This window comes from Tistrella mobilis KA081020-065, assembly GCF_000264455.2.
Lineage (GTDB): Bacteria > Pseudomonadota > Alphaproteobacteria > Tistrellales > Tistrellaceae > Tistrella > Tistrella mobilis.
This window is the reverse complement of record NC_017956.1, coordinates 2,033,183-2,057,801: the sequence shown is the minus strand read 5'-3', so window position 1 is coordinate 2,057,801 and position 24,619 is coordinate 2,033,183. Positions and strand designations below refer to the sequence as shown.

Annotated in this window: 21 protein-coding genes and 1 riboswitch; of the genes, 8 read left to right on the top strand and 13 right to left on the bottom strand. The window is 67.5% G+C overall.

The window, feature by feature from the left end; translation table 11 throughout:
• Positions 1-517: 517 nt before the first annotated feature.
• The 5 genes from fabD to mltG all read left to right on the top strand — a co-directional run bounded on the left by fabD (position 518) and on the right by mltG (position 5,307).
• Complete coding sequence (gene fabD, locus TMO_RS09385) at positions 518-1,459, top strand: ACP S-malonyltransferase (protein WP_014745383.1); 942 nt, start codon at positions 518-520, stop codon at positions 1,457-1,459.
• Between the two features lie 57 nt (positions 1,460-1,516).
• Positions 1,517-2,254 (top strand): 3-oxoacyl-[acyl-carrier-protein] reductase, encoded by a 738-nt coding sequence (gene fabG / locus TMO_RS09380; RefSeq protein WP_014745382.1) that lies wholly within the window; start codon positions 1,517-1,519, stop codon positions 2,252-2,254.
• Positions 2,255-2,453: 199 nt separating this feature from the next.
• Complete coding sequence (locus TMO_RS09375) at positions 2,454-2,690, top strand: acyl carrier protein (protein ID WP_014745381.1); 237 nt, start codon at positions 2,454-2,456, stop codon at positions 2,688-2,690.
• Positions 2,691-2,974: 284 nt separating this feature from the next.
• A complete protein-coding gene (gene fabF, locus TMO_RS09370) occupies positions 2,975-4,234 on the top strand; it encodes a beta-ketoacyl-ACP synthase II (protein ID WP_014745380.1) in 1,260 nt (419 codons plus the stop codon).
• A 50-nt stretch (positions 4,235-4,284) separates the two neighbouring features.
• The gene (gene mltG / locus TMO_RS09365) at positions 4,285-5,307 is read left to right on the top strand and encodes an endolytic transglycosylase MltG (protein ID WP_014745379.1); all 1,023 of its coding nucleotides are present in this window, start codon (positions 4,285-4,287) and stop codon (positions 5,305-5,307) included.
• A 4-nt stretch (positions 5,308-5,311) separates the two neighbouring features.
• On the opposite strand, the gene TMO_RS09360 is transcribed toward mltG, so the two are convergent.
• The 6 genes from TMO_RS09360 to TMO_RS09335 all read right to left on the bottom strand — a co-directional run bounded on the left by TMO_RS09360 (position 5,312) and on the right by TMO_RS09335 (position 12,199).
• Positions 5,312-6,355, bottom strand: coding sequence for a DUF6925 family protein (locus TMO_RS09360; RefSeq protein WP_014745378.1), 1,044 nt, complete (start codon positions 6,353-6,355; stop codon positions 5,312-5,314).
• On the bottom strand, positions 6,310-7,146 hold the full coding sequence (locus TMO_RS09355; protein ID WP_051045494.1) for an ABC transporter ATP-binding protein: 837 nt from the start codon (positions 7,144-7,146) through the stop codon (positions 6,310-6,312). Before TMO_RS09355 ends, TMO_RS09360 begins: the two co-directional genes overlap by 46 nt.
• A gap of 12 nt (positions 7,147-7,158) precedes the next feature.
• Positions 7,159-8,154, bottom strand: coding sequence for a FecCD family ABC transporter permease (locus TMO_RS09350; RefSeq protein WP_014745376.1), 996 nt, complete (start codon positions 8,152-8,154; stop codon positions 7,159-7,161).
• The gene (locus tag TMO_RS09345; RefSeq protein ID WP_014745375.1) at positions 8,151-9,029 is read right to left on the bottom strand and encodes an ABC transporter substrate-binding protein; all 879 of its coding nucleotides are present in this window, start codon (positions 9,027-9,029) and stop codon (positions 8,151-8,153) included. The genes TMO_RS09350 and TMO_RS09345 overlap by 4 nt, the downstream gene beginning before the upstream one ends.
• A gap of 3 nt (positions 9,030-9,032) precedes the next feature.
• Positions 9,033-11,003 (bottom strand): TonB-dependent receptor plug domain-containing protein, encoded by a 1,971-nt coding sequence (locus TMO_RS09340; protein ID WP_014745374.1) that lies wholly within the window; start codon positions 11,001-11,003, stop codon positions 9,033-9,035.
• A 134-nt stretch (positions 11,004-11,137) separates the two neighbouring features.
• Positions 11,138-11,354: riboswitch (cobalamin riboswitch) on the bottom strand.
• Positions 11,355-11,425: 71 nt separating this feature from the next.
• Positions 11,426-12,199: an SDR family NAD(P)-dependent oxidoreductase gene (locus tag TMO_RS09335; protein ID WP_014745373.1), complete on the bottom strand. Its 774-nt coding sequence runs from the start codon at positions 12,197-12,199 to the stop codon at positions 11,426-11,428.
• A 161-nt stretch (positions 12,200-12,360) separates the two neighbouring features.
• Between TMO_RS09335 and TMO_RS09330 the strand changes: the two genes are divergently transcribed.
• Entirely contained in the window at positions 12,361-13,251 is an 891-nt protein-coding gene (locus tag TMO_RS09330) for a YicC/YloC family endoribonuclease (RefSeq protein ID WP_014745372.1), read from the top strand.
• Between the two features lie 28 nt (positions 13,252-13,279).
• A complete protein-coding gene (gmk, locus tag TMO_RS09325; RefSeq protein ID WP_014745371.1) occupies positions 13,280-13,954 on the top strand; it encodes a guanylate kinase in 675 nt (224 codons plus the stop codon).
• A 29-nt stretch (positions 13,955-13,983) separates the two neighbouring features.
• On the opposite strand, the gene TMO_RS09320 is transcribed toward gmk, so the two are convergent.
• The 7 genes from TMO_RS09320 to lptF form a co-directional block, all read right to left on the bottom strand.
• Complete coding sequence (locus TMO_RS09320) at positions 13,984-14,973, bottom strand: calcium/sodium antiporter (protein ID WP_014745370.1); 990 nt, start codon at positions 14,971-14,973, stop codon at positions 13,984-13,986.
• Positions 14,974-15,073: 100 nt separating this feature from the next.
• Positions 15,074-15,949 carry a 16S rRNA (adenine(1518)-N(6)/adenine(1519)-N(6))-dimethyltransferase RsmA gene (rsmA, locus tag TMO_RS09315; RefSeq protein WP_014745369.1) on the bottom strand — a complete coding sequence of 292 codons (876 nt, stop codon included), beginning with the start codon at positions 15,947-15,949 and terminating at the stop codon, positions 15,074-15,076.
• A 47-nt stretch (positions 15,950-15,996) separates the two neighbouring features.
• Complete coding sequence (gene pdxA / locus TMO_RS09310) at positions 15,997-17,031, bottom strand: 4-hydroxythreonine-4-phosphate dehydrogenase PdxA (RefSeq protein WP_014745368.1); 1,035 nt, start codon at positions 17,029-17,031, stop codon at positions 15,997-15,999.
• Positions 17,018-18,298, bottom strand: a complete 1,281-nt coding sequence (locus TMO_RS09305; protein ID WP_014745367.1) for a peptidylprolyl isomerase — start codon at positions 18,296-18,298, stop codon at positions 17,018-17,020. Before TMO_RS09305 ends, pdxA begins: the two co-directional genes overlap by 14 nt.
• Positions 18,299-18,329: 31 nt before the next feature.
• Positions 18,330-20,522, bottom strand: a complete 2,193-nt coding sequence (locus tag TMO_RS09300; RefSeq protein ID WP_014745366.1) for an LPS-assembly protein LptD — start codon at positions 20,520-20,522, stop codon at positions 18,330-18,332.
• A 2-nt stretch (positions 20,523-20,524) separates the two neighbouring features.
• Positions 20,525-21,679: an LPS export ABC transporter permease LptG gene (lptG, locus tag TMO_RS09295; RefSeq protein WP_014745365.1), complete on the bottom strand. Its 1,155-nt coding sequence runs from the start codon at positions 21,677-21,679 to the stop codon at positions 20,525-20,527.
• Positions 21,676-22,815, bottom strand: coding sequence for an LPS export ABC transporter permease LptF (gene lptF / locus TMO_RS09290; protein ID WP_051045347.1), 1,140 nt, complete (start codon positions 22,813-22,815; stop codon positions 21,676-21,678). Before lptF ends, lptG begins: the two co-directional genes overlap by 4 nt.
• 319 nt (positions 22,816-23,134) lie before the next feature.
• Between lptF and TMO_RS09285 the strand changes: the two genes are divergently transcribed.
• A complete protein-coding gene (locus tag TMO_RS09285) occupies positions 23,135-24,619 on the top strand; it encodes a leucyl aminopeptidase (protein WP_014745363.1) in 1,485 nt (494 codons plus the stop codon).

Below are 24,619 nucleotides of genomic sequence, written 5' to 3'. Positions count from 1 at the left end.
GGCGGGACGGGCTCAGCCGACATCACGCGATGCCGGCAAGGAGCGGTGTTGTGCATCTGGCCATGTCATAATGGCGTAGACGCACGACATCCCCACCACCGGATCGAGAGACCCGGTGCGGAGGCGCGCACTATACGTCATGCCCTTCGGCGCGCAAGGCAAATCGCCGCCGGCGGCCCGCCCGGCGGATGGCCGGGCACAAGGCGGCCCCCGGTGGGCACTGAAACTCGCCCTGTGATCACAAAAGTCCCGAAAAATACGTATTAAAGGTTGATTTCGCCTCTCGCATCTTCCGCGGCGTCGGCTAAACTGAGACCGATCCGGCGTTGGATGTTCCGCATCGCAAAGCCCTGGAAACTGCTGGTCGTGCCAGTCATGGCGACCATATCCGGTGCGCTGGGACGATGCGGTTCTTGACAATCGGTCGCGGTCGCGGTCATGACTTGGCGACGACCGGCCGGGCCTGCGGGCTTCGGTCCGGCGATCGGGTCGACAGCCAAGACTGAAGCGAGGCTCCATGGCACGTGCGTTCGTCTTTCCCGGACAGGGCTCGCAGAAGGTGGGCATGGGACAGGATCTTGCAGCGGCCTTCGCCGCGGCCCGTGAGGTCTTCGAGGAGGTGGACGAGGCGCTGAAGCAGCCGCTGACCCGCCTGATGTTTGAAGGCCCGGCCGAGCAGCTGATCCTGACCGAGAATGCCCAGCCGGCGATCATGGCCTGCTCGATGGCCGTGGTTCGCGTCCTCGAGCGGGAAGGCGGCGTCGATCTGGCTCAGAAGGCCGCCTTCGTGGCCGGGCATTCGCTGGGCGAGTATTCGGCGCTCTGCGCGGCCGGGGCGCTGGACATCGGCGATACGGCACGTCTGCTCAAGATCCGCGGCCAGGCCATGCAGATGGCGGTGCCGGTCGGGCAGGGCGCCATGCTGGCGCTGATGGGCGTGGATCCCGACGAGGCGCGGGCCATCGCCGACGAGGCCGCGGGGTCCGGCGAGGTCTGCGTTGCGGCCAACGACAACGCCCCGGGCCAGGTGGTCCTGTCGGGCCACAAGACCGCGATCGACCGCGCGGTCGAGGTCGCCAAGGCCCGTGGCAAGCGGGCGATCCCGCTGGAGGTCAGCGCGCCTTTCCACTGCCCGCTGATGCAGCCGGCCGCCGAGCGGATGGCCGATGCCCTGGCGCAGGTGGAGATCGACGCGCCGCGCCTGCCGCTGATCGCCAATGTGCTCGCCGCTCCGGTTTCCGATCCGGACCGCATCCGCGGTCTGCTGGTCGACCAGGTGACCGGCATGGTTCGCTGGCGCGAAAGCGTGCTGGCGATGAAGGAGGCCGGCGTCGAGGAAACCGTGGAGCTGGGGGCGGGCAAGGTCCTCTCCGGTCTCACCAAGCGCATCGACCGAGCGCTTTCGGCCCAGTCGGTGGGAACGCCGGCCGAGATCGAAGCGTTCCTGAAGTCTCTTTGAGGACGGCCCCTCAACCGTCCCGCGATCTTTCCCGTCCACCACAGTGATGGATCATCCATGTTCGATCTGACGCAGCGCACCGCGCTCGTGACCGGGGCCACCGGCGGCATCGGTGCCGCCATCGCCCGCGCTCTCCATGCCCAGGGCGCCGTGGTCGCGCTGCACGGCCGCCGCGCGGACGCGCTGGAAGGTCTTGCCGCCGAGCTTGGCTCGCGTGTTCATGTTCTGCCCGCCGACCTGGCGGCGGACGGCGCGGCCGAGCAGCTGGTGAAGGATGCCGAAGCCGCCATGGGCGGGCTCGACATTCTGGTCAGCAATGCGGGGCTGACCCGCGATACGCTGTTGATGCGGATGAAGGACGCCGATTTCGATCAGGTGATCGACGTCAACCTGAAGGCCGGCTTCCGTCTGGCCCGGGCCGCGATGAAGGGCATGATGAAGCGCCGCTACGGCCGCATCGTCGCCGTCACCTCGGTCGTTGGCCATATGGGCAATCCGGGGCAGGCGAACTACGCTGCTTCGAAAGGCGGGCTGACCGCCATGATCAAGGCGATCGCGCACGAAGTCGCTTCGCGCGGGATCACCGCCAATTGTGTTGCACCCGGTTATATCGCGACGCCGATGACCGACGTGCTGACTGACGAGCAGAAGACCGGTCTGCTCGAGAAGGTGCCGGTGGGCCGTCTCGGTTCACCGGAAGACGTCGCCGCGGCCATCGTCTATCTGGCGAGCGCCGAGGCGGCTTACGTGACCGGTCAGACGCTCCACGTCAACGGCGGCATGGTCATGATCTGACCGCCGGGCCGGGGACGCAAACCGGACCAGCCCCGTGACCTTCATTGCCGCGACATGTCCGCCGCGGCTGGCCAAGGTGCGGAAAGTGTGCTACAGCCCTGTTCGATTTCGGCGGGGCTGCCAGGCACGAGACAAACGGCAGTACGGCGCTACGCCCGAACGAACGCCACTTGCCAGTGAGCTTGAGGGACGACGACTGATGAGCGACATTGCTGAGCGCGTGAAGAAGATCGTGGTCGAACATCTCGGTGTCGACGAAGAGAAGGTCACCGAGACGGCCAGCTTCATCGACGACCTCGGTGCCGACAGCCTCGATACCGTCGAACTCGTGATGGCCTTCGAGGAAGAGTTCGGGATCGAGATCCCCGACGACGCCGCGGAGAAGATCCTGACCGTTCAGGACGCCATCAAGTTCATCCAGGAGAACCAGTCCTGATCGGACAGGTCTCCGGGCGACGTGCCGGCCACCAGGTCGGTACGGCCGCGCCCGCTTCCATGCGGGTGAGCTGATCCTCCGGAGCCGGTGCTGCGATGCCGATCAGGCATCTCCGCAGCCGGCTCTGCCGCGCAACCCTGACGGGCCGCGGAGATCCGCTATGAAACGGGCGTCGTCGGCCGGTCCGGAACGGGATCGGCTGCAACGCCCGCTTCTGGCGTTCCGGCAGGCGTCGCGCCGCCGGCACGCGACCGATTTCAGGCAGAAAGGACGCGCTGACCGAGATGAGACGTGTCGTCGTCACCGGGCTGGGTCTTGTCACTCCGCTCGCGGTCGGGGTGAAGACGAGCTGGGAGCGTCTGCTCGCCAGCAAGTCCGGAATCCGTCACATCGACAGCTTCGATGTGTCCGACCTTTCCGTCCGCATCGCCGCCATGGTGCCCAAGGGCGCCGGTGAAGATGCCTTCCGTCCCGAGGACTATGTTCCCGCGAAGGACGTGAAGAAGATGGACGAGTTCATCCACTACGCGCTGGGGGCCGCCGACGAGGCGATCCGCGACGCCGGATGGGCTCCGGAGGCCGAGGAAGAACTCGATCGCACCGGTGTCATGATCGGCTCTGGTATCGGCGGTCTGCCGACCATCGCCGAGGGCGCGGTCACCATGGAACAGCGCGGTCCGCGCCGCGTGTCTCCGTTCTTCATCCCGGCAGCGCTGATCAATCTGGCCTCGGGCCAGGTCTCGATCAAATACGGTTTCCGCGGGCCGAATCACGCCGTGGTCACCGCCTGCTCCACAGGTGCGCATGCCATCGGCGATGCCGCCCGGCTGATCATGTGGGGCGATGCCGACGTGATGGTGGCAGGTGGCTCCGAAGCCGCCGTCTGCCGCATGGGCATTGCCGGCTTCGCGGCGGCCAAGGCTCTGTCCTCCGGCTATAACGACACCCCCGAACGGGCGTCGCGGCCCTGGGACAAGGGTCGTGACGGCTTCGTGATGGGCGAGGGTGCCGGCGTGGTCGTGCTCGAAGAGCTTGAGCATGCCAAGGCGCGTGGCGCGAAGATCTATGCCGAAGTCGTCGGCTACGGCATGTCGGGCGATGCCTATCACATCACCGCGCCGTCAGAAGACGGCAATGGCGGCTTCCGCGCCATGCAGGCGGCGATGAAGCGGGCGGGGCTCAACCCCGACCAGATCGACTATGTCAACGCCCACGGCACCTCCACGCCCCGCGGTGACGTGATCGAACTGGCGGCGGTGAAGCGCCTGTTCGGCGAGGCGGCTTACAAGCTGTCGATGTCGTCGACCAAGTCGTCGATCGGCCATCTGTTGGGCGCTGCCGGCGCTGTCGAGGCCATCTTCTCGATCCTCTCGATCCGCGACGGTGTCGTGCCGCCGACCCTCAATCTGGACAATCCGGACGAGGGCTGCGACATCGATCTGGTGCCCCATCAGCCCAAGGAACGTGAGGTGCGTTACGCCCTCTCCAACTCCTTCGGCTTCGGCGGCACCAACGCCTCGGTGATCTTCGGCCGGCCCGAATGAGCCGTCCCGAGTGATGCCGACACTATGATCCGGGATCTGCGGGCTCTGCCGTGCGCTTCCTGAAGCATCTCATCATCGCCCTCGTCTCCCTGACGACCCTGGTCGTCGCGGGGGCGGGGGCGTTGTTGTGGTGGGGCTCCGTCTGGCTGGAAACGCCCGGGCCGCTGACCGAGGCCCGGACCGTGCTGTTGCCGCGGGGTACGGGCGTCGCCGGCATCACCCGTGAACTGGCCGATGCCGGGGCGATCGACCAACCGGCGGTCTTTCGGGCGGCGGTGGTGCTGCTGGATGTGCAGACCCGGCTGAAGGCCGGCGAATACCGGGTCGAGCCGGGGCAGAGCCCGTCCGACATCATCGACATGCTGGTCGAAGGCAGGGTCGTGCTGCACCGCCTGACCCTGCCCGAAGGCATCACGCTTCGCGCCGCCTGGGAGGCGGTGGCCGGCGACGACCTGCTCAGCGGCGACATGCCGCCGATGGAGGGGTTCGCCGAAGGTGCGCTGCTGCCCGAGACCTACACCTATACCCGTGGCGATGATCGCGGCGCCCTGATCCGCCGGATGAAGGCGGCGATGGACAAGGCACTGGACGATGCCTGGGCCGCAAGGCGGCCGGATCTGCCGCTGTCGACGCCCGAAGAGATGCTGATCCTGGCCTCGATCGTCGAGCGGGAGACCGGCATTCCGGACGAGCGGCCGCTTGTGGCCGGGGTGTTCGTGAACCGGCTGAAGCGCGGCATGCGGCTGCAGTCGGATCCGACCGTCATCTATGGCCTGAGCGAGGGCAGCGGCCGGATCGACCGCGGTATCACCCGGTCCGATCTGGGCAATGCCCACGACTGGAACACCTACGAGATCGACGGTCTGCCGAAGACGCCGATCGCCTTGCCCGGCCGGGCAGCGCTGATGGCCGTGGCCCAGCCGGCGGAGACCGATGCGCTGTATTTCGTGGCCGACGGGACGGGCGGCCATGTCTTTGCGCGCACGCTCGCCGAGCATAATGCCAATGTCGCCAAATGGCGCCGGATCGAGCGCGAGCGTCGCCGGGCCGCGAAGGCGGCGGCCGGCGACTGACGCCTCAGCCGCAGACGGCGTCCGGAGCCCGCCCACGAGTGGCAGGATCGATTGCATCGCCCCAGGCATCGATAACAGCCGTTCTGGCCGCCTGCGTCTGGCGGGCCTGACGCAGAGCCACACGAAGCGTCGCCCGCAGATGCCGGGCATCCTGATCATCGTCATCGACCAGGGCGTCCGGAGCCATCCCGTCCTGCAGTGCGGCCAGGAACCGCTGACGCAGGGCCAGCACCCGCGGATCGCCATGCGTCGTCATCAATTCCTGAAAGGTCTGATGGGCGATCGGGTCGAAGGCACGCGGCCGACCGAGAGCGTCGCGCAGCGGATTGCACGCATGCAGCGTCAGACCGGCGACCAACCCGTCGGGGATCGGCGTATTGGCGGAGGCGGCGCGACCGGCGGCCAGCAGCTTCGGCAGAAGATGGGTGTGGGGTCCTTCGGGAGAGGTTTCACCCGTCTTCGGAACGGCCTGAAATACCTCGATCCTTGCCAGCCGGGTCATGAAGACCCGATGGGCCCCGGTGGCTGCGGCGGCCCGGCGCGGGCCCGGATCCTCTCCCAGCAGCGGCCGGCCGGCCAGCCTGCGGAGAACCGAGAGCGCCTCGGGCGTCGAGGCGCGCAGGCAGGCCTCGGTATGAGGAATGCCGAGGCCCAGATCGAACAGGATGCCGCTCCGGTCTTCCGGCCGTACGGCATCCGCATCGGGGCCGAGTTCGGTGACCACCGTTCGGGCCGGCCCGGCGGCGGCGGCTTCGGGCAGGCAGAAGGCGATGGCCGACGACCAGCCGACGCCGTCGGAGGACGGGGTCTCGTAGGCCAGAGGCCGGACATCGCTCCGCGGCGTGATGGCGATGGCACCACGGGCGGTGGCCAGCCGGCGGCGCTCGGGGTCCTCTGCGGCATCGACCGACAGCGGCTCGTCGGCATCGCGCATGAACTCGGCGATGGCGCCGAAGCTGCCTGTGCTCCAGGCCTGGGCCGGATCGGCCAGAAGCTGGCCGATCAGCGGGCCTGCATCCTCATACCCGGAGATGGATGCGTGGGGCATGTCGTTGTCTCCCTTGACTGTTCCGACATCCGGGTGCGGGCCCAGGGCACGACCAGCAGATGGCCGTCGGCCTGGCCGTGCAGGGCGCGGATGCCATAGGCCCGTGCCAGCCTGTCGGGGGTGAGCACGGCTTCAGGTGGTCCGTCGGCAATCAGGCGACCCTCGGCCAGCAACACCAGCCGGCCGCAGAACCGGGCGGCAAGCCCCAGATCATGCAGCACGGCCACCACCAACCGGCCATCGCCTGCAAGGGCTTTGAGCAAGTCCATGACATCGAGCTGGTGTGCCGGGTCGAGGGCTGCGACCGGCTCGTCTGCAAGCAGGATCGGTGCTTCCACGGCCAGTGCCCGGGCCAGCAGAACCTTGAGCCGTTCACCGCCTGAAAGCCTGTCGACCCTGCGTCCGGCAAAGCCCTCCGTCCCGGTCGCCGCCATGGCCCGGGCGATCGCGCGGCGGTCCGCGGGCGTCCGGCCGTCACCATGAGGCAGGCGGCCGAGTGCCACCACCGCCTCGGCCGGCAGCGGCCAATGCACATCGGCACCCTGGGCCAGATACGAGATCCGACGCGCCCGGGCGGCGGCCGACAATTGGTGCAGCGGCTGCCCGCCGAGCAGCACGCTCCCATGCTGCGGGGTCAGAAGACCGGCGAGCAGGCGCAGCAGCGTGGTCTTGCCGGCGCCATTGGGGCCGATCATCCCCACCAGTTGCCCCGGGCCGAACGACAGGGACAGATCCTCGAGCCGGGCGCGGTCCGGCCCTGAAAGGGTGAGGTGTCGCGCCTCGAGGGTCATTGCGTCCATGGGTCAGCCGTCCTTTCGCGCGGTCTTCAGGATCAGGGAGGCGAGGAAGGGTGCACCGATCAGGGCCATCATCACCCCCAGCTTCAGTTCGGGACGGGTCGGCAGCAGGCGAACGGCGATATCGGCCGAGAGGGTGAAAGCGGCGCCAGCCGGCGCTGCGACCAGCAACAGGGCGCCGGGGCGATGGCTGACCAGCGGCCGCAGCAGATGCGGAACGATGAGGCCGACGAAGCCGACCGCGCCCGCGACCGCGACACCGGGCCCGACGGCAAGGGCCGTGCCCAGAATCGCCGTAAGCCGGGTGCGGGTGACATCGAAGCCGAGACTTGCGGCCGTGTCCTCGCCAAGGGTCAGCGCTTCGAGTGCCCGTCCCAGCCGGGCGAGCATCACCAGACCGATCATCACCGGCGGCACCGCCAGCCAGACATGATCCATACTGCGGTCGCTGAGCGATCCCATCAACCAGAAGACGATTTCGAGCGCCGCATAAGGTGACGGTGCGAGATTGAGGGCGAGGGCGGTGAGGGCTGCGGCGAAGCTGCCGACGGCGACGCCGGTGAGGATAAGCGCTGTGGTGCCGGCCCCACGTGCCGCGATCACGGCCAGGACCAGCGTGGCGGCGAGGGCGCCTGCGATGCCACCGAGCGGCAGGGCCAGCGACCAGGCGGCTGCCGCACCGCTGTAGAAGGCGGCAACGGCACCCAGACCAGCCGAGGCGGAGACACCGACCATGCCCGGATCGGCGAGCGGGTTGCGCAACAGCCCCTGCAAAGCTGCGCCGGACATGGCGAGCCCGGCGCCCAGCACAATCGCGAGGATCGCGCGGGGGAGGCGCAGCTGGACCAGGATCAGCGCATCCAGCGTGTCGCGGCCATGGGCGACGTCGGCCATGGCGCGCGGAAGATCCAGACCGTCCGGCCCGGCAGCGATGGAGGCCACCGACAGAAGGGTGGTGAGGAGGAGGAGCGCCGCCGATATCCGCCCCGTGGTCAGCGTCATGGCCGCGATCCTCGCGGGCGTGCGGCGAGCGACCGTCGCGCGGCCGACAAGCGACCGACCGCCTCTGCGACCCACGGGCCGGGGCAGACCCAGAGAGCGGCCGGCAGGCTGGTGACGGTTATACCCGCCGCCCGTGCCCGGAAGGCCGGATGGTCGAGCACCTCGCGCGCAAGGGCCGGTGGCGCATCCCCGTCGGAATCGAGCACGAGCAGATCGGGTTTCAGGCGCAACAGCCGTTCGAGGCCGATCCGGCCATCGCCATCGACCGGCGCATCGGGGGCCAGATTGCGGAGACCGGCCGCGGCCAGGATCTCGTCCTGCAGGGTTCCCGCTCCGGCGACACCGCCGCCGGGGCGCAGAACCACGACACCCGGTTGCGGTGTATCTTTCGCATCCAGGGTCGCCTCGCCAAGCATCCGGTCCATGGCGTCGAGCATCTGCCGGCCGGCAGCGGGGTTGCCCACGGCCGCCGCAAGGCTGGTGACCTGGGACCGGATGCCGGCGAGGCTGGTCGCCTCGTCGAGCAGCAGCACCGGGATGCCGGCCCTGCGCAGCATCTGCGTGGTCGTCAGCGTGGTGTAGCGGCCGGCGACCACCAGATCCGGGGCGAGCCGGGCAATCTCCTCCGCCCGGCCGTGATTGAACACCAGCCCTTGCGCTGCTGCAGGATCGATCGCCGCCGGCCCCGCGGCCAGCCAGGTGACCGATACCAGCCGGCCGGGCGGCGCCAGGCGCAGCAGCAATTCATCGGCACACAGGTTCATCGACACGATCCGGCGCGGCCCGTCCCCGGCGAAAGCCGGGGGCAGGATCGCGAGCAACAGGCCGGTCAGCAGAAGGCCGGTCGGGCGGAGCGTGAGGCGCCACCTCCGCATGGATCAGAACCGCATCCGCAGGCCGGCATAGCCTGCGCGACCGCGTGAGCCGTAACCCAGAACCTCCTGATACTCCTCGTCAAAGAGATTATCGATCCGGCCAAAAATTTCGACCGTGTCGGTGAGATCATAGGCGGCGGTGAGGTTGACGAGGGTGTAATCGTCGAGGGTGACGACGCTTCGGTTGTAGAAGGCATCGTAGGCCCAGTCTTTCTGTTCGCCGTTGTAGACGACAGAGAGGCCGGCCCGGCCACGGTTGTCGAGAAAGCGGGTCGCGAGATCGGCACTGGCGATGTGCGGCGCACGACGCACCAACTCCTGCCCGTTGGAGTCTTCTCCGTCTGTATACGTATAGGCCAGCCGCAGATCGGCCCACGAAACCGGCCGAATGGTGACCGAGGTTTCTATCCCATTGACCCGTGATGCGCCGGGCAGGTTGATCGACGTGCTGCCGCTGCCTTGGATCAGGTTTTCGATGTCCTGACGGAACCAGCCGAAATCGATCACGAATCGGCCATCGAAGAAGCTGTGCTCGATACCGGCATCCCAGCCGGTTGCCTCTTCAGGCTTCAGATCGGGATTTCCTTGATAGGTATTGGTGTAGCCGAACAACTCAAACAAGGTCGGGTTCTTGATGCCAGTTCCATAAGAAGCCCGCAGTTTGGTATCCGTGCCCGGGATCAGCCAGGCTGCGGTGAAGCGCCAGGTCTTCTGATCGTCGAAGATTTCATTCTTGTCGTAGCGTCCGGCCGCAGAGAGAAAGAGCTGGTCGTAGAGCCCGAGGCGGTATTCCCCCGCAAAACCTGTGGAATCAAAGGCACGGTCGACCGTTGACCAGGCACTGCTGGTTCGTACGGTTTCGCGTTCATACTCGGTTCCCAGCGAAAGATCGTGACTGACGGCGCCGGTCTCGAACCCGTAGTCGGTCTGATAGTCTGCCTTCAGCCGGCGGCCCAGATAGGTGCTGGTGATGCTGCCATCTGATCGGTAGTCGCGATCATGTTCGGTGTTGGCAAGGCCGACCTTATGATGCCAGCGGCCGTCCGCCATGGCGTAGCGCGCTTCGCCGCGCAGGAAGGTCTGCGTACCGCGGGTTTCCTCATCGGCGTCGTAAGGGAGGGTGGAATAGCCATCGCCTTCGGCCCGATAGCGCACGGTCCTGCCGACCAGGGCGAACTCCAGGTCTTCGGACGGCCGCAGGCCGAATTTGGCAAAGGCCGAACGGTTGCGGTAGCCGTCCTTCTCCGGATTGCCGGCGCGTTCGTCTGCGGACGAGATGCCGTCGGTGCGGAAGCTTTGGGCCGAGACCAGCGCGTCGAAGATCTGGTCGCCATAGGAGACCGTGCCGACCGCTTCGCGGGTGTCGAAACTGCCGGCCTCGGTCCGCACACTGCCCGAGAGCGGGCCGGAGCCACGCTTCGTCGTGATGTCGATCACGCCACCCACGGCGTCTGAGCCATAGAGCGCGCTCTGCGGCCCGCGCAGCACTTCGATCCGCTCGATCTCGTAGGCGAGCAGATGGCCGAAATCGAATTCCGAACCGCCCGAAGGGTCGGAGACTTCGATGCCGTCGATGCGCACCAGCGTCTGATTGCCTTCCGAGCCCCGGATACGGATTTGCGACATGCCGCCGACCGATCCGGTGCGGCTGACTGCGACGCCGGGAACCAGGCGCAACACATCGTCGACCTGACGGATCTGCAGAGCCTCGATCTGTTCGGCGGTGATGACGGTGACGGCGCTGCCGACGGTTTCGACCGGCACGGGGCTGCGGGCGGCCGAGACGGAAAGCGGTCCGAGGCGGGTCGCCTCGTCAGTGCCGGCATCTTCGGCTGTGGCGACGGTGGCGACCGCAAACGGAGAGAGGGCGACCAGCGGCAGGGTCAGACCGGTGCGGAGCAGACGGCGCGACCGGGCAAAAGCGGGCGGGCGATTCGTGGACACGGGATACTCGACCTCGTTCGACTGCATCATGCGGTCACTGCGAACGAGGCCGGCAGGGTGGCTGGTCGGGGCGGGAAGAGGGAAGCCTTGGGGGCCTATGGGATCTTCATGCCGCGCCGCCACCGCTTGCAGAACCCATCGGTACACCCCGCCCGACGTGCTCGCCCGTGACCGCGAATGACGGCAGGTCTCCTGGCTCGCGGGTCGTCGCACCACCGTCACCTTCCCGGCCCCCGTCGGGGCCAGTGGTTTCGAGACGGGGCACTCTCCGCTTACAGTTGCGGGGGCAGCCGCGGAATTGCCGGACTATTCCACCGGCGCACCGCATTCCCTTTTCATCCCGCGGAACGACCGCAGGACACCGTCAGTGGCGACATCCTGGCGCGGAGATCGCCCTTCTGGCAAGTGCGATGTGACATTCGCGTGTTTTCACGGGCCCGACGTGGCGGCCATCACTTTCCGGGCAGGCTGCCGAGCAGCCGGTCCGCCCAGGCGGCCGGCAGGGCGGCGAGCAGCCAGCAGAGGGCGGCAAGCTGCCAGGGAAAGGCGATGCGCGCCCGGTTGCGATCGAGCCCGCGGCGGATGATCCGCGCTGCCCGGTCGGCATCCATCAGGAAGGGCATCGGAAAGCGGTTGCGGGCAGTCATGGGCGTGCGCACGAATCCCGGGCAGACGACAGAGACCCGCAGCCCGCCATGGGCAAGGCGCGGACGCAGCCCCTCGCCCCAGGCCTTCACCGCCGCCTTGGAGGCGGCATAGGCCGGGGCCCCCGGCTGACCGCGATAGCCGGCGAGACTGGCGACGATGGCGATCGCTCCCCGCCCGCGACCCAGCATCAGTTCGGCTGCGGGCAGTACGGTGTTGACCACGCCGTCGACATTGACCGCGAAGATCGCCCTTGTGACCTCTGCCGAAACGGCGCCGCCGCTGCCGGTTTCATTGCCTGAGATGCCGGCATTGGCGATCATCAGGTCGAGGGGGGCGCGTGCGCCGATCGCGGTCACCCAGGCTGCGACGGCATCGGCATCGGTGACGTCGAACCGCGCCACATCCACCTCGGCACCTCGGCTGCGGGCGGCCGCCGCCACGGCTTCCGTGCGGTCCATGTCGCGCCCGTGCAGGGAAAGCCGGATGCCCGGCCCGGCATATTCCAGGGCCAGGGCGGCGCCCAGGCCGCTGGACGCGCCAGTGATCGCGATATGGCGGGGCGTGGGGGATGCGGTCATGGGACGCGGGTGGTCCTGGTGGACATCCGACGGGCAGCGTCGGAGACTGTGACGTGATCAGACCCGGATGGTGATCCGAGGCTTGGCGGGGGCGGGGCGGGTTCGTATAGTCCGCCCGTCCGACCCGCCCCTGATCATCGCTCATCCTCGGGAGATTGGCCATGGCGCTTGCCAGCATGACAGGATTCGCCCGCGCCGATGCAGGCGATGCCCGCTATGGCTGGAACTGGGAAGTCAAGAGCGTCAACGGCCGCGGGCTGGACCTGCGGATCCGGCTGGCGCCCGGTTTCGACCAGCTGGAACCGGTCGTGCGCAAGGTCGCCCAGGACCGTATCCGCCGTGGTCATGTCAGCGTGCAGCTGGGCCTGGTGACCCATGCCCGGGGCGCGCGTCTTCGCATCGATCCAGAGGTCGCCGATGGGCTGGGCGAGGTTCTGACCGAGCTTCAGCGGCGCTTTCCCAAGGCGAAGGTGCCGCGGCTCGACGGTCTGCTGCGGGTGCCCGGCCTGCTGCAGATGGTGGAGCAGGAGGAGAGCGAGGCCGTTCGGGCGGCGCGCGAGCATGCGATGACCGAGAGCCTGATCGCCGCCTTCGATCGCCTGGTCATTGCCCGCGCCCAGGAAGGGGCGGCTCTGACCCGGTTGCTGACCGAACATGTCGATGCGATCGAGGGGCTGGTGACCGAGGCTGCCGGCCTGGCCGCCACCCAGCCTGCGACCATCCGTGCCCGGCTGGAAGAACAGCTCCGCAGCCTGCTGCAGGACCGCGCGGGTGCTGCCGAAGACCGGATCGTCCAGGAAGCCGCAATGCTGGCCGCCAAGGCCGATATCCGCGAAGAGCTGGACCGTCTGGTCGCCCATGTCGCCCAGGCGCGGGAGCTGATGGCCGCAGACGAACCGGTCGGGCGCCAGCTCGACTTCCTGGCGCAGGAATTCAATCGCGAGGCCAATACGCTGTGCTCGAAATCTTCCGACACGGCGCTGACCCGGATCGGCCTTGCCCTCAAGACCCGGATCGATCAGCTCCGCGAGCAGATCCAGAACGTCGAATGAGCTTCGACATCACCGCCTCTCAGGGACCATGCTGCCGATGACCGACGCCACCGCTGCACGCCGCGCCCCTCATGATCGCCGGCGTGGTCTGATGCTGGTGCTCTCCTCGCCTTCGGGGGCCGGCAAGACCACGTTGTCGCGCCGCCTGCTCTCGCAGGATGACGACATCACGCTGTCGGTCTCGGTGACCACCCGGCCGATGCGCCCGGGCGAGGTGGACGGCGTCGACTATCACTTCATCGATCGCCCGAGTTTCGATCGCATGGTGGCCGAAGAGGCGCTTCTTGAGCATGCGACCGTATTCGAAAACAGCTATGGCACACCCCGGGCCGCGGTGGAGGCGACCCTGGCCGACGGCCGCGACGTTCTGTTCGACATCGACTGGCAGGGCACCCAGCAGCTGGCCGACCGGGCGCGCGACGATCTTGTGACCGTCTTCATCCTGCCGCCCTCGATCGCCGAACTGGAGCGCCGCCTGACCACCCGGGCTCAGGACAGCGCCGAGGTGGTGGCCAAGCGCATGGCCAAGGCGGCGGATGAGATGAGCCACTACGCCGAATACGACTATGTGCTGGTCAACGAGGATGTCGACCGTACCCTGGCGGATCTGGAAGCGATCCTCAGGGCTGAGCGCCTGCGGCGCCGGCGGCGGCTCGGCCTCAGCGGTTTCGTGAACGCGATGCGCGAAGGTGCCGGCCGCTGAGGAGAGGCGGTCCGGCAACCCGACGCATGTCAGGCGAGCCCCAGCGCCCCGCGGATGCCGGGTGAGAGCTGGGCCGCCAGATAGACCAGGTAGGCTGCAAGGAAGATGCCGGATTCCCGGCGTCCGATGCGCCAACCTGTCCAGGCGAAGAACAGCAGCAGGGCCGTAGCCCCGGCCATCGCCCAGAGATCCAGTGCCAGCACCTCGGCCGGAATCGCGATCGGCTTGACCAGGGCCGTCACGCCGGCGATGCCCAGGATGTTGAAAATATTGCTGCCGATGACGTTGCCGAAGGCGACGTCGCCATGGCGGCGGATCGCGGCCATCACCGAGGTGACCAGCTCGGGCAGCGACGTACCGACGGCGACCAGGGTGAGGCCGATGACGGCTTCCGACATGCCGTATTCGCGGGCGATCTCCACCGCCGAGCCGACCAGAAAATTGGCCCCGAGCATGACGCCCGCGATGCCGATCGCGGTGATCAGCAGGCCCTTGGGCAGGCTCATGGCTTTCACCTGCGGCTCTTCCGAGACGAAATCCGCCTCGGCTGCATGCATGCGGGCTGCAGCGTCGTTGCTCCGCCGGTCGGAGATGTAGCTGAACAGCGTGTAGCCGACGAGGCCAACGAGAAAAAGCACGCCGGCAATCCGGCCAAGCTCGCCGCCAAGGCAGGCGACGATGAAGGCGATGGTGGCGAGGGCGAGCGCGGTACCGTCGCGGCGAAAGGCGGACGGGTTCACGACCACCGGCAGGATCAGCCCCGAGACACCGAGGATGAGCAGGATGTTGGCAAGATTGCTGCCGACCACATTGCCGATTGCGATACCCGGAGCCCCGGCAAGGGCGGCCTGAAGACTGGCCACCAGTTCGGGGGTCGAGGTGCCGAAGCCGACCAGCGTCAGGCCGATCACCATGGGAGAGACGCCGAGACGTGTAGCGGTACCGACGGCTCCGCGCACCAGCAGTTCGCCACCCAGGAACAAAAGTCCAAGGCCGGCAGCGAGCAGAAGATAGGTCATGCGGTCTCCGGTCGAGAGGGAGGCCGGACGTGGCCGATGCCAATGTCGGGCGCCGTCGCGAGCCGTTCAAGATCGTCGACGGTGTAAATCGATCATGTCCTCAAGGCGTGTTGCGCGCTGTAAGGGCCCGTGCCAGGGCGCAGAAGCCTTCTACCGGCACCGTCTCTGCCCGGCGGGTCGGATCGATATCAGCGGCAGCAAGGAGCCCTTCTGCCTCGCCAAGTGCTTTCAGGCTCTGTCGCAGCATCTTCCTCCGCTGGCCGAAAGCAGCAGCGGTGACCGTCGACAACGCTTTCAGATCTGCAGGCGCCAGCGGTTCGGGACGGGTCTCGAAGACCAGCACGGTCGAGGTCACCTTGGGCGGGGGCGTGAAGGCACGCGGGCCGATATCGAAGCCCTTGTGGATGCTGAAGCGCCATTGGGCCAACACCGACAGCCGGCCGTAATCCTTGCTGCCCGGACGGGCGGTCAGCCGGTCGGCGACCTCCTTCTGGTACATCAGCACCATGCCGGCGATGCGTTCCGGACGCTCGGCCCACTGCACGGTCAACTGCGTGGAGATGTTGTAGGGCAGGTTGGAGGCGATCCAGCACCGACCGTCGTCACCAACCTCGTCGAGCAGCTTGCCGGGGTCTATCGTCAAGGCGTCGGCTTCGATGATCGAGAAGCGGCCGGGACAGACCTCGATCAGCGGCTGCAACGCCTGAACGGCCCGGCTGTCGCGCTCGATCGCGATCACGCGGGCGGCAGGGCCGGCGAGCAGACCGCGGGTCAGGCCACCCGGCCCCGGGCCGACCTCGATGACCGTACGACCGGCAACCCCGTCCCGCCCCTCTGCAAGCTTCGCGATCCGGCGGGTCAGGTTGAGGTCGAGGAGGAAGTGCTGGCCGAGCGATTTCCGTGCATCGAGGCCCGCGGCCGCGATCACGTCCCGGAGCGGGGGCAGGGCGTCGAGCGCCGATGTCGGATCGCGCATCGCAGCGGTGTCAGCCGGAGGCGTGGAGGTCATGAGGGCTCTGTAATTCAGGCAGAAGGGGAGACACGGCGCCGGGCGGCAGCCATGGTGCCGGCGAGGCGGATGGCGGCGATCAGGCTGTCGACACGGGCCGTGCCGCGGCCCGCCAGATCGAGCGCCGTGCCGTGATCGGGCGAGGTCCGCACAATCGGCAGGCCCAGCGTCACGTTGACACCGCCATGGAAGTCCAGGGTCTTGGCCGGGATCAGCACCTGATCGTGATACATGCCCAGAACCGTGTCATAGCCCGCCCGGGCCTCTTCGTGAAAGAGGGTATCGGCCGGCAGCGGCCCCCTGGCATCGATGCCGGCTGCCTTCAGCCGTTCGATTGCCGGGGCGACGATCTCGATATCCTCCCGGCCAAGCGTGCCGTCTTCGCCTGCATGCGGGTTGACGCCGGCAAGGGCGAGCCGAGGCCGAGCGATGCCGAAATCCCGGCGCAGCGCCTCGGCGGTGATGGTGGCGGTCTCGACAATCAGGTCGGGCGTCAGCAGGGCCACTGCCCGGATCAGGGCCTCGTGAATGGTCACAGGCACGACCCGGATGGCCGGGCTTGCGATCATCATGACCGGCCGCATGCCGCCACCACAGCGGGCGGCGAGGTATTCGGTATGGCCGGGATAAGGAAAGCCCGCGTCGTAGAGGGTCTTCTTCTGGATCGGATTGGTCACCACGCCATCGATCGCGCCCGCCATGGCAAGGTCGACCGCACGGTCGAGTGCCTCGACCACTGCCCCGGCATGGGCGGGATCCGGGCGCCCCGGGGTGGCAGGCGAGGGCAGCCGGACGGGCAGAACCGGCAGGGCGTCGTCGAAAGCCGTCAGCGCGTCGCCGGCCGACGCAATCTCGCGGATCGGCACCGTCCATCCAAGCTTGCGTGCAATCCCGGCCAGCCGGTCGGGATCGTCGATGGCCAGGAAGGCGGGCAGGGCGAGATCCGCCCGGCGCATCCAGGCGGCGAGGGTCAGCTCGCCGCCGATGCCGGCCGGCTCTCCCATGGTGACGGCCAGCGGCCGCCGTGCTGCATCGTCAGACGCGGACATCGATGAACGCCTGGCGGCGAAGATCGTGCAGATGGCGCTGGGCCATCGTGTCGAGCCGCTGGCGGATCAGCGCCTCGCGAATGGTATCGCGGTCCGGAAGCCCGGCGATGTCGCCACTGCGGTCGCAGACCACGAACACCCGCACCATGCCACCACCGGTAATCGGCCCGGAAACCTCGCCGGGGCCCAGATTGATCACCGCCTGACGCAGCGCCGGAGCCAGATCGCCGACCTTCAGCCGGCCGAGATCGGTGGTCGGATCGGCGCCCAGCTCCTTGGCGATGCCGTCCACGGCCTCGCAGGAGGCGAGATCGGCCGTGGCCGATTGCAGCCGCTCGGTGGCGGCCCGCTGGGCTGCCGGATCGTCACCGGTTTCAAGCGCAATCTGTTTCAGCGCGATCTCGATCTGTGAGGCGTCGCCGCCCGTCACCTTGCGGGTGTCGGCGACCGCCACGATGTGATAGCCCTCGGGCGTACGGATGGGCGTCGATACGCTGCCGGCCTGGGCATTGGCAAGGAAGGCGTCGATCTCCGGCGACAGCTGACCGGGCAGAACCCAGCCGACATCGCCCGACTGCTGGGCGGTGACGCCGTCGGAAAACTCGCGGGCCAGCGCCGTGAAGGGCGCACCTGCCTTCAGCTGTTCAAGCAGCCGCTCGGCATTCTGGCGCACCTCGGCCTCGCGTTGCGGGTCGGGCACGCTCAGCACGATTTCGAGCACGCGGTATTCGGTCTGGCCGGCATTGGCGCGGATGCGATCCAGCACCGCATTGATTTCATCTTCACCAACCACGATCCGCGGCCGCACCTCGCGGGCCACTACCTTTTCCCACGCGATTTCCGAGCGCAGACGGTCGATCACTGTGGCGGGCACGATACCCTGAGCCCGCAGCCCCTGTTCCAGGGTGCCGGGCGCGAAGTTGTTGCGGGTCTCGATCTGCGCCTCGGCGCGCGACAGTTCATCGGCGGTGACGTTCAGGCCCAGCCGGCGAGCCGCCTGCAGCTGCAGACGTTCGTCGATCAGCTGGCGGAGAATCTGCGGTGCCAGGCGCTGACGGGTCTGCTGATCATCCGGCAACTGAGAGGTCTTGATGACCATGTCCATCCGGGCAGTCAGATCGAACACCGAGACGATATCGTCATTGACGACGGCCGCGACCCGGCCCGCCGTCTGCGCGAGCGCCGTGCCGGGCCCAGTCGCCACCACTCCGCCCAATGCGGTGGTACCGGCGAAGGCGGCCAGGAGCAGAATGCGCAAGGGCTTCATCGAACGTCCTCTGTGCTCGTTCGTGTGCATGTCAGTAGGTTCCGCCCAGGGTGCGCAGCACCACACGGACCAGCACATCGGTCGACGGCTGGATGTCGCGGTCGCGCGAGAAGCTGCGCCGGACTTCGGAGACGATGTAGAGGCAGTTGTCGAGATCGACGGCGAAGCCCGCCCCATGATTGATCGAGCGGTCATTCTCCAGATCGCGGCGCAGGCTGCCGAAGATCTTGAAGTCGTCCGTAATATCGTAGCCGGCGCTGAAATACACCTCTTCGCGGTCGGTGTAATCCTCTGTGACTTCGCGCTCATCGGCCCTAAGGAGCGTATAGGACAGATCAAAACTCGCCCGATCGACGATCCAGGCCGCGCCCAGGTCGGTGCGGCGAGGTTCGAAGGTGTCCTTGTCGAAGCGGAACCGGTAATAGAGATCGAGGTTCGGGTTCGGCGTGACTACCACCCGGCCCACATAATCGGAAACCTTGTCCTCAAGCCCGCTGCCGGGCGCGAAGGTGTCGTCGGCCCTGGCCCTGAGCGACTGACCCACCAGACCGGTGATCTGTCCGCCATCGCCGGTATAATGGCCGACCCGCAGGCCGTAGCTGACCCGCGGCCCGCCTTCGACGCGGTCATAGCCTGAGAAGCGCTGGGTCGAGAACAGGTTGGTCTCGTCGAACTCGAAATCGCGGCTGTCTTCGTTGGGGATCTTCCACGAATTGCCGCCATAGGGGCTGATCACCCCCATCACGATCGGTTCGATCATCTGCCGGGTCTCGCCGTCGGAGCGAACCATCGGCAGGCGCCAGTCCAGCGCAATCTCGGGCAGGATACGGCCGGCGGTGCCATTGAAGCTGCGGCCGTCATCGGTCAGGTCATCGACCACATAGCCGTCACCCCGCAGATTGGCGGTCAGCGTGTACACCCCGCCTTCGCTGCCGATATAGCTGCGGTTCCACCCGCCGCCCACCGTGGCGCGGTAGCTGTCGGTCCCGTCCTGACGCGACAGGCCGGCAAAGCTCGATTCCATCCGCCACTGACCACCCAGCGGGGCCATGCCGGGCGCGCCGAGGCGGCTCCATTGCGCCATCGGCAGGGCTGTCGGCAGCTCCGATTGCCGCTGCGTGCTGCGGAGGCCCTGGAACCAGTAGCCGGCAATCTGAGCATAGTCCCGGCCGTTCAGCTCTTCGGCGTAAAGGGTAGAGGTCAGGGTCTCACGGTTGGTAATGTCGTAGACGCGCAGCACCGTGTCGTCGCCGGCCCATATGCCGTCAAAACCCCAGCGCCACGTATCGGTCAGGTCGAAACGCCCGCGGCCGGCGATGTAGCCGCGGACATTGTCGCGCGCGACATCGTCCGTTGCCTCGGCGATCATGCCTTCCAGCGCATAGGCCCCGTTATCCAGGGCCCGCCGGTATTCGGCACTGAGGCCTGCACCCTGGTCGGTGGTCCACATCGGCGTGACCGTGGCATCGGTCGCGGGATCGATCACGATGTAGTAGGGGATGTCGATCCGGCTGCCGAGCGTGCTGTTCGAGCGATAGGTCGGCGCCAGCACGCCGCTGCGGCGATCGACCGTCGGGTCCGGATGGCTGAAATAGGGCGTGTAGGCGATCGGCACCCCCAGCAGTTCCAGCGTCGCGTCGCGATAAACGATGTCGCGGGTCTGCTCGTCATGGGTGACTTTGTCGGCCTTGATCTGCCAGAGAGCCGGCCGGTCGGGCTTGTCTTCGCAAAGTTCGCAGGCGGTATAGGCCGCCTTGTCCATCTGCGTGAAGCGGCCTTCCCGGGTGCTGCCGGCGGCAACCAGAAGCGTCTGGTCGGCGAGTCGGGCCTTGAGATCGCGGGCGATGCCCTTGGCGAAGCCTTCATCCAGCTGGGCATAGCTTGCGAACATGACCGAGCCGTCGGGCTCGACCATCGCCACATTGCCCTGCGCCGTGACGATACCGTCGCGCCGGTTGTAGGTCAGGCTGTCGGCCCTGACGATCCGGTCGCCCTGGGCGACCTCGACATTACCGCGCGCGACCACAAGCTCCAGCTCGCGCGCATACTCCACCTCATCCGCCTGAAGCAGGATCGGCTCGTCGGAGGCAAGAGAGGGCAGGGCCTGGGCGCGGGCCGGATCAGGCAGGGCGCTCAACACGACGACGGCGGCTGCGGCCAGAAGATCGGCGCGCAGGCGATCGAGCGTGGAGCGGCGGCGGGTGGAAGCAGGTCCGGCGACCAAGGCTAGCCGTCCTCCAGATGCAACAGGGTCGCTATGCCGAACAGCGCCGCAACGCCGGCCGGAGTCCAGGCAGCCAGCACCACCGGCAGGCCTCCGGATTGGCCGAGAGCATAGACCACGCCCGTGAGGAAATACAGCAGGAAGCCGGTGAAGACACCGCCGGCAATGGTGATGCCGGCACCGCCCCTGCGGGTGAAACGCAGACCGAAAGTAGCGGAGATGATGACCATGGCCGTCATCAGCAATGGCAGGGCCAGAACCGAGTGCCAGTAGAGCCGATGCTGTAGCGCGCTGAAGCCCGCATCCCTGAGCTGCGCGATGAATCCGGGAAGCGCCCAGAAGGACATGGTTTCGGGATTGGCGAAGCTGTCCAGAATCTGCTCGCGCGTCATCTGAGTCGCCTGTTCCATGGTCTCTGCGCGTTCTGACATCCGGTCTGGTGCCGAGATTACGGCGTTCTCGATATGCCAGACCTGATTGCCCAGAGTGGCACGGGCCGCGTCGATCCGGTCGCGGAAGGTTTCATCCGGCCCGTAGCGGAAGATCGTGACATTGCCGAGATCGGTGCCCGCCGCAGCCATACGCGTGGCGTGGATGACCACTGGTGCGCCGTCCAGCCGCTCGCGCAGCCACAACCCGCCGGGGCCGACCGACAGAAGACTGCTGCGACCGCCGATATATCGGGCGTCGAGCGATTCGTATCTGGAGGCCATCATGGCGGCGAGAGGGTTGAAGACGGCGACCAGAAACGCCCCCAGCAGCAGGGCCACCCCGACGGGCGGCGCCATGAACTGCCAGACGGACACGCCGGCCGCTCGCGCCACCACCAGCTCATTCGTGCGGGTGAGGCGTGAGAAGGTGATCATGCCCCCGATCAGCACCGCGAAAGGAGCGATCTTCTGCAACTGAAACGGATTCTTGAGGATCGCCATCCCGATCAGCGTCGCTACCGGCACGTCGTCCCCGGCCGCGCGGCGCAGCAGTTCGATGAGGTCGACCACCAGCACCAGCCCCATCACTACGGCCAGCACCAGCCCGACCGAATTCAACATATGGCGGGCAAGATAGAGGCTGAGCGTGGTCGATACATGCCGGCGCGGGGTCGATGGTGCCCGACCCGCCCGCACGTGACCGGCACTGGATGATGGCTGCGTCATGCCCGGGCCTCCTCCGCCGCCGCGTCGGGCGCCTGGGGTGGAATCCGCCGGGGATGGCGCCCCAGCATGAGCCAGAGGGCGATGGCTGCAGCGCCGAAAATCGAGAGATAAAGCGGGATTGCGGCGAGCGGCGACGTGACGAGTGCCGAGGTCAGCATGATGCCGGCGAGCTGTACGGCGATCATTGCCGTCGCGGCCAATGCGACCCTCGTCCAACGGCTGCGCCGGGAGAATTCGCCGGCGAGCAGGGGGCCGAGGGCAATCAGGGTGAAGGCGAGATTGTAGAGCGGCCAGGCAAGGCGCTGATGCAACTCGCTGCGCAACTCGCCGCGGAACTTCTCCGAAATGCCGGCCTCAGGGTTCAGAAGCTGCGACAGATAACGCTCGCGCCGGTCCGGTGCACTGGGCGCCGCATCGCCTGCAACCAGTGCCAGATCGACGGTATAGCGGTCGAAATAGAGGAAGCTGACCCGCCCGTCGGGGCTGCGTTCCTGCCTGTTGCCCTCGACCAGGACGATCCGCTGGCCGGTGTCGGTGGCGACCAGGCCGCCCTTCGCCGCCATCATCGTGACCGGCGCCGCCTTGTTGCGCTCGTCCTGCACCAGAATGCCCGCGAGTTCGCCTGAGGGCAGGCGTTCGCGGACGAAGACCGTCAGCCCCGGCACCGGCGAATTGAACCGCCCTTCCTGGAGCAGCACGGCGGCCACATCGCTGCGGATCGAGATCTGGAGTTCGCGGAAATCCCGGGTGAAGGTCGGGACGATGTAGAGCGAGAGCAGATAGCCGATCAGCATGAAGACGCCGGCCAGCATCATCGCCGGCCGGATCAGCGCCCATGGGCCCAGGCCGGCGGCGCGCAGCACCACCAGCTCCCGGTCCGAGATCAGCCGGGAATAGACCGTGACCACCGCGCAGAACAGGGCGATCGGCATGATGATGGTCAGGAAAGTGGGCAGAAGCAGGATGGTGAGCTGAACGAAGACCAGTGCCGAAAGACCGCGGTTGACGATCAGATCCAGGAAGCGCACGGACTGCGTCAGCCAGACCACTGCGGCAAGGCCTGCTGTGATGGCGAGCGCCGGCAGCAGCAGCTGTCTGAACAGATAGCGGGTGGCAAGCGGCATGGAACCCGGCATGGAACCCCTGGGCTGGGAAGCGGCTTCACTGTCCATCCCCGAGCGGAGACCGGGGGCGGCGAGAGATGCGGAACGGGCGGGTTGTGACGTGTCCTGCGACAGGATGCGGGGACACCGCCCGCCGGGCGCAACTTATATTGGCCGACGCCCAGGGTCCAGTGCCCGCCTTCGGGGATGGGCGTGTCCGATATGCGTCACCGGTCTTCTGCCGGAGGGACACACCGCCTATATTGCCCGGAGACACCCGCCGGAGAGCAGTCCGCATCAGGATCACCTTCAGGCGTGTCCGAGCCATGCACAGGAACCCGGAGAGGCAGGCATGACCATCAGCTTCGCGACGTCGTCGATTCCAGCCGACGGCACACTCGTTCTTCCCGTCTCCGAAGGTCGGGCACTGACGCCTGCCGGGCAGGCGGTCGACGAGGCGACCGGCGGCGCGCTGGGCCGGGCCATGGCGGCGGCCCGTTTCGAAGGCAAGCCCGAGCAGCAGGCCGTCGTGCTGGCGCCACATGGCGTGGGGCTCGATCGGGTCGTTCTGCTCGGCATCGGCAAGACCGGAGAGTTCGATGCGCTGAAGGCGCTGAAGCTCGGGGGCAGGGCGGTGCGCTCGGCCGCCGGTGCTGCGGCGATCGCCATCGATATTTCCGGGCTCGACGGAGATCAGGCGGCGCTTGCCGCCGAGGTCGCGCTGGGCGCCCGGTTGCGCGCCTGGCGGTTCGACCGCTATCGCAGCAAGAAGGAGGGTGACGACGCCCCCGTCGATCCGGCGGTGACGGTGATGAGCGGCGCCGGTGCCGAGGCTGCCGGGGCGTTCGAGGCCCGCAATGCCGCCGGCGACGGTGTCGATTTCACCCGCGAGCTGATCTCGGAACCCGCCAACGTTCTCACGCCCCGTAATTTCATGGAGCGGCTGAAGGATCTGGCGCGGCTCGGCATCGATGTCGAGGTGCTGGACCGCGACCGCATGGCGGCGTTGGGTATGAACGCCCTGCTGGGCGTCGCGCAGGGGAGCGCCAACGAGCCCTATCTGGTGATCATGCGCTGGACCGGCCGTGAGGACGACGGCGATCCGGTGGCCTTCGTCGGCAAGGGCGTGTGTTTCGACAGTGGCGGCATCTCGATCAAGCCCGCGGGTGGCATGGAAGAGATGAAGTGGGATATGGGCGGCGCCGGCATCGTCGCCGGGCTGCTTCGCACGCTTGCCCAGCGCAAGGCGCGGGTGAATGTGGTGGGCGTGGTCGGCCTGGTCGAGAACATGCCGTCCGGAACTGCACAGCGGCCCGGCGACGTGGTCACCTCGCTCTCCGGCCAGACCATCGAGGTCATCAACACCGATGCTGAGGGCCGGCTGGTGCTGGCCGATGCGCTTGCCTATACGCGCGACCGCTTCAAGCCGTCTGCCATCGTCGATCTGGCGACCCTCACCGGGGCGATCATCGTGGCGCTGGGCACCTATAATGCCGGGCTGTTCGCCAATGACGACGGTCTGGCGAATGCCCTGCTCTCCGCCTCGGCCGCGACCGGCGAGGGGCTGTGGCGCCTGCCGCTGTCGGATGCCTATGACAAGGACATCAATTCCGACATTGCCGACATGAAGAATGTCGGCAAGGGACGGGATGGCGGCAGCATCACCGCGGCGCAGTTCCTGAAGCGGTTCGTGGGCGACACGCCCTGGGCGCATCTCGACGTGGCCGGCGTGGTCTGGGGCAAGGGTGACACCGATCTGGGGCCCAAGGGGGCCACGGGTTACGGCGTGCGCCTGCTCGACCGCCTGGTCGCCGACCGCTTCGAAGCCGGCGCGTGA

Bases quoted from the DNA above. Each gene is read 5' to 3' on its own strand.
- fabD (WP_014745383.1), top strand. From the start codon at position 518: ATGGCACGTGCGTTCGTCTTTCCCGGACAGGGCTCGCAGAAGGTGGGC.
- fabG (WP_014745382.1), top strand. From the start codon at position 1,517: ATGTTCGATCTGACGCAGCGCACCGCGCTCGTGACCGGGGCCACCGGC.
- TMO_RS09375 (WP_014745381.1), top strand. From the start codon at position 2,454: ATGAGCGACATTGCTGAGCGCGTGAAGAAGATCGTGGTCGAACATCTC.
- fabF (WP_014745380.1), top strand. From the start codon at position 2,975: ATGAGACGTGTCGTCGTCACCGGGCTGGGTCTTGTCACTCCGCTCGCG.
- TMO_RS09360 (WP_014745378.1), bottom strand. From the start codon at position 6,355: ATGCCCCACGCATCCATCTCCGGGTATGAGGATGCAGGCCCGCTGATC.
- TMO_RS09355 (WP_051045494.1), bottom strand. From the start codon at position 7,146: ATGACCCTCGAGGCGCGACACCTCACCCTTTCAGGGCCGGACCGCGCC.
- TMO_RS09350 (WP_014745376.1), bottom strand. From the start codon at position 8,154: ATGACGCTGACCACGGGGCGGATATCGGCGGCGCTCCTCCTCCTCACC.
- TMO_RS09345 (WP_014745375.1), bottom strand. From the start codon at position 9,029: ATGCGGAGGTGGCGCCTCACGCTCCGCCCGACCGGCCTTCTGCTGACC.
- TMO_RS09340 (WP_014745374.1), bottom strand. From the start codon at position 11,003: ATGATGCAGTCGAACGAGGTCGAGTATCCCGTGTCCACGAATCGCCCG.
- TMO_RS09335 (WP_014745373.1), bottom strand. From the start codon at position 12,199: ATGACCGCATCCCCCACGCCCCGCCATATCGCGATCACTGGCGCGTCC.
- TMO_RS09330 (WP_014745372.1), top strand. From the start codon at position 12,361: ATGGCGCTTGCCAGCATGACAGGATTCGCCCGCGCCGATGCAGGCGAT.
- gmk (WP_014745371.1), top strand. From the start codon at position 13,280: ATGCTGCCGATGACCGACGCCACCGCTGCACGCCGCGCCCCTCATGAT.
- TMO_RS09320 (WP_014745370.1), bottom strand. From the start codon at position 14,973: ATGACCTATCTTCTGCTCGCTGCCGGCCTTGGACTTTTGTTCCTGGGT.
- rsmA (WP_014745369.1), bottom strand. From the start codon at position 15,949: ATGCGCGATCCGACATCGGCGCTCGACGCCCTGCCCCCGCTCCGGGAC.
- pdxA (WP_014745368.1), bottom strand. From the start codon at position 17,031: ATGTCCGCGTCTGACGATGCAGCACGGCGGCCGCTGGCCGTCACCATG.
- TMO_RS09305 (WP_014745367.1), bottom strand. From the start codon at position 18,298: ATGAAGCCCTTGCGCATTCTGCTCCTGGCCGCCTTCGCCGGTACCACC.
- lptG (WP_014745365.1), bottom strand. From the start codon at position 21,679: ATGACGCAGCCATCATCCAGTGCCGGTCACGTGCGGGCGGGTCGGGCA.
- lptF (WP_051045347.1), bottom strand. From the start codon at position 22,815: ATGCCGGGTTCCATGCCGCTTGCCACCCGCTATCTGTTCAGACAGCTG.
- TMO_RS09285 (WP_014745363.1), top strand. From the start codon at position 23,135: ATGACCATCAGCTTCGCGACGTCGTCGATTCCAGCCGACGGCACACTC.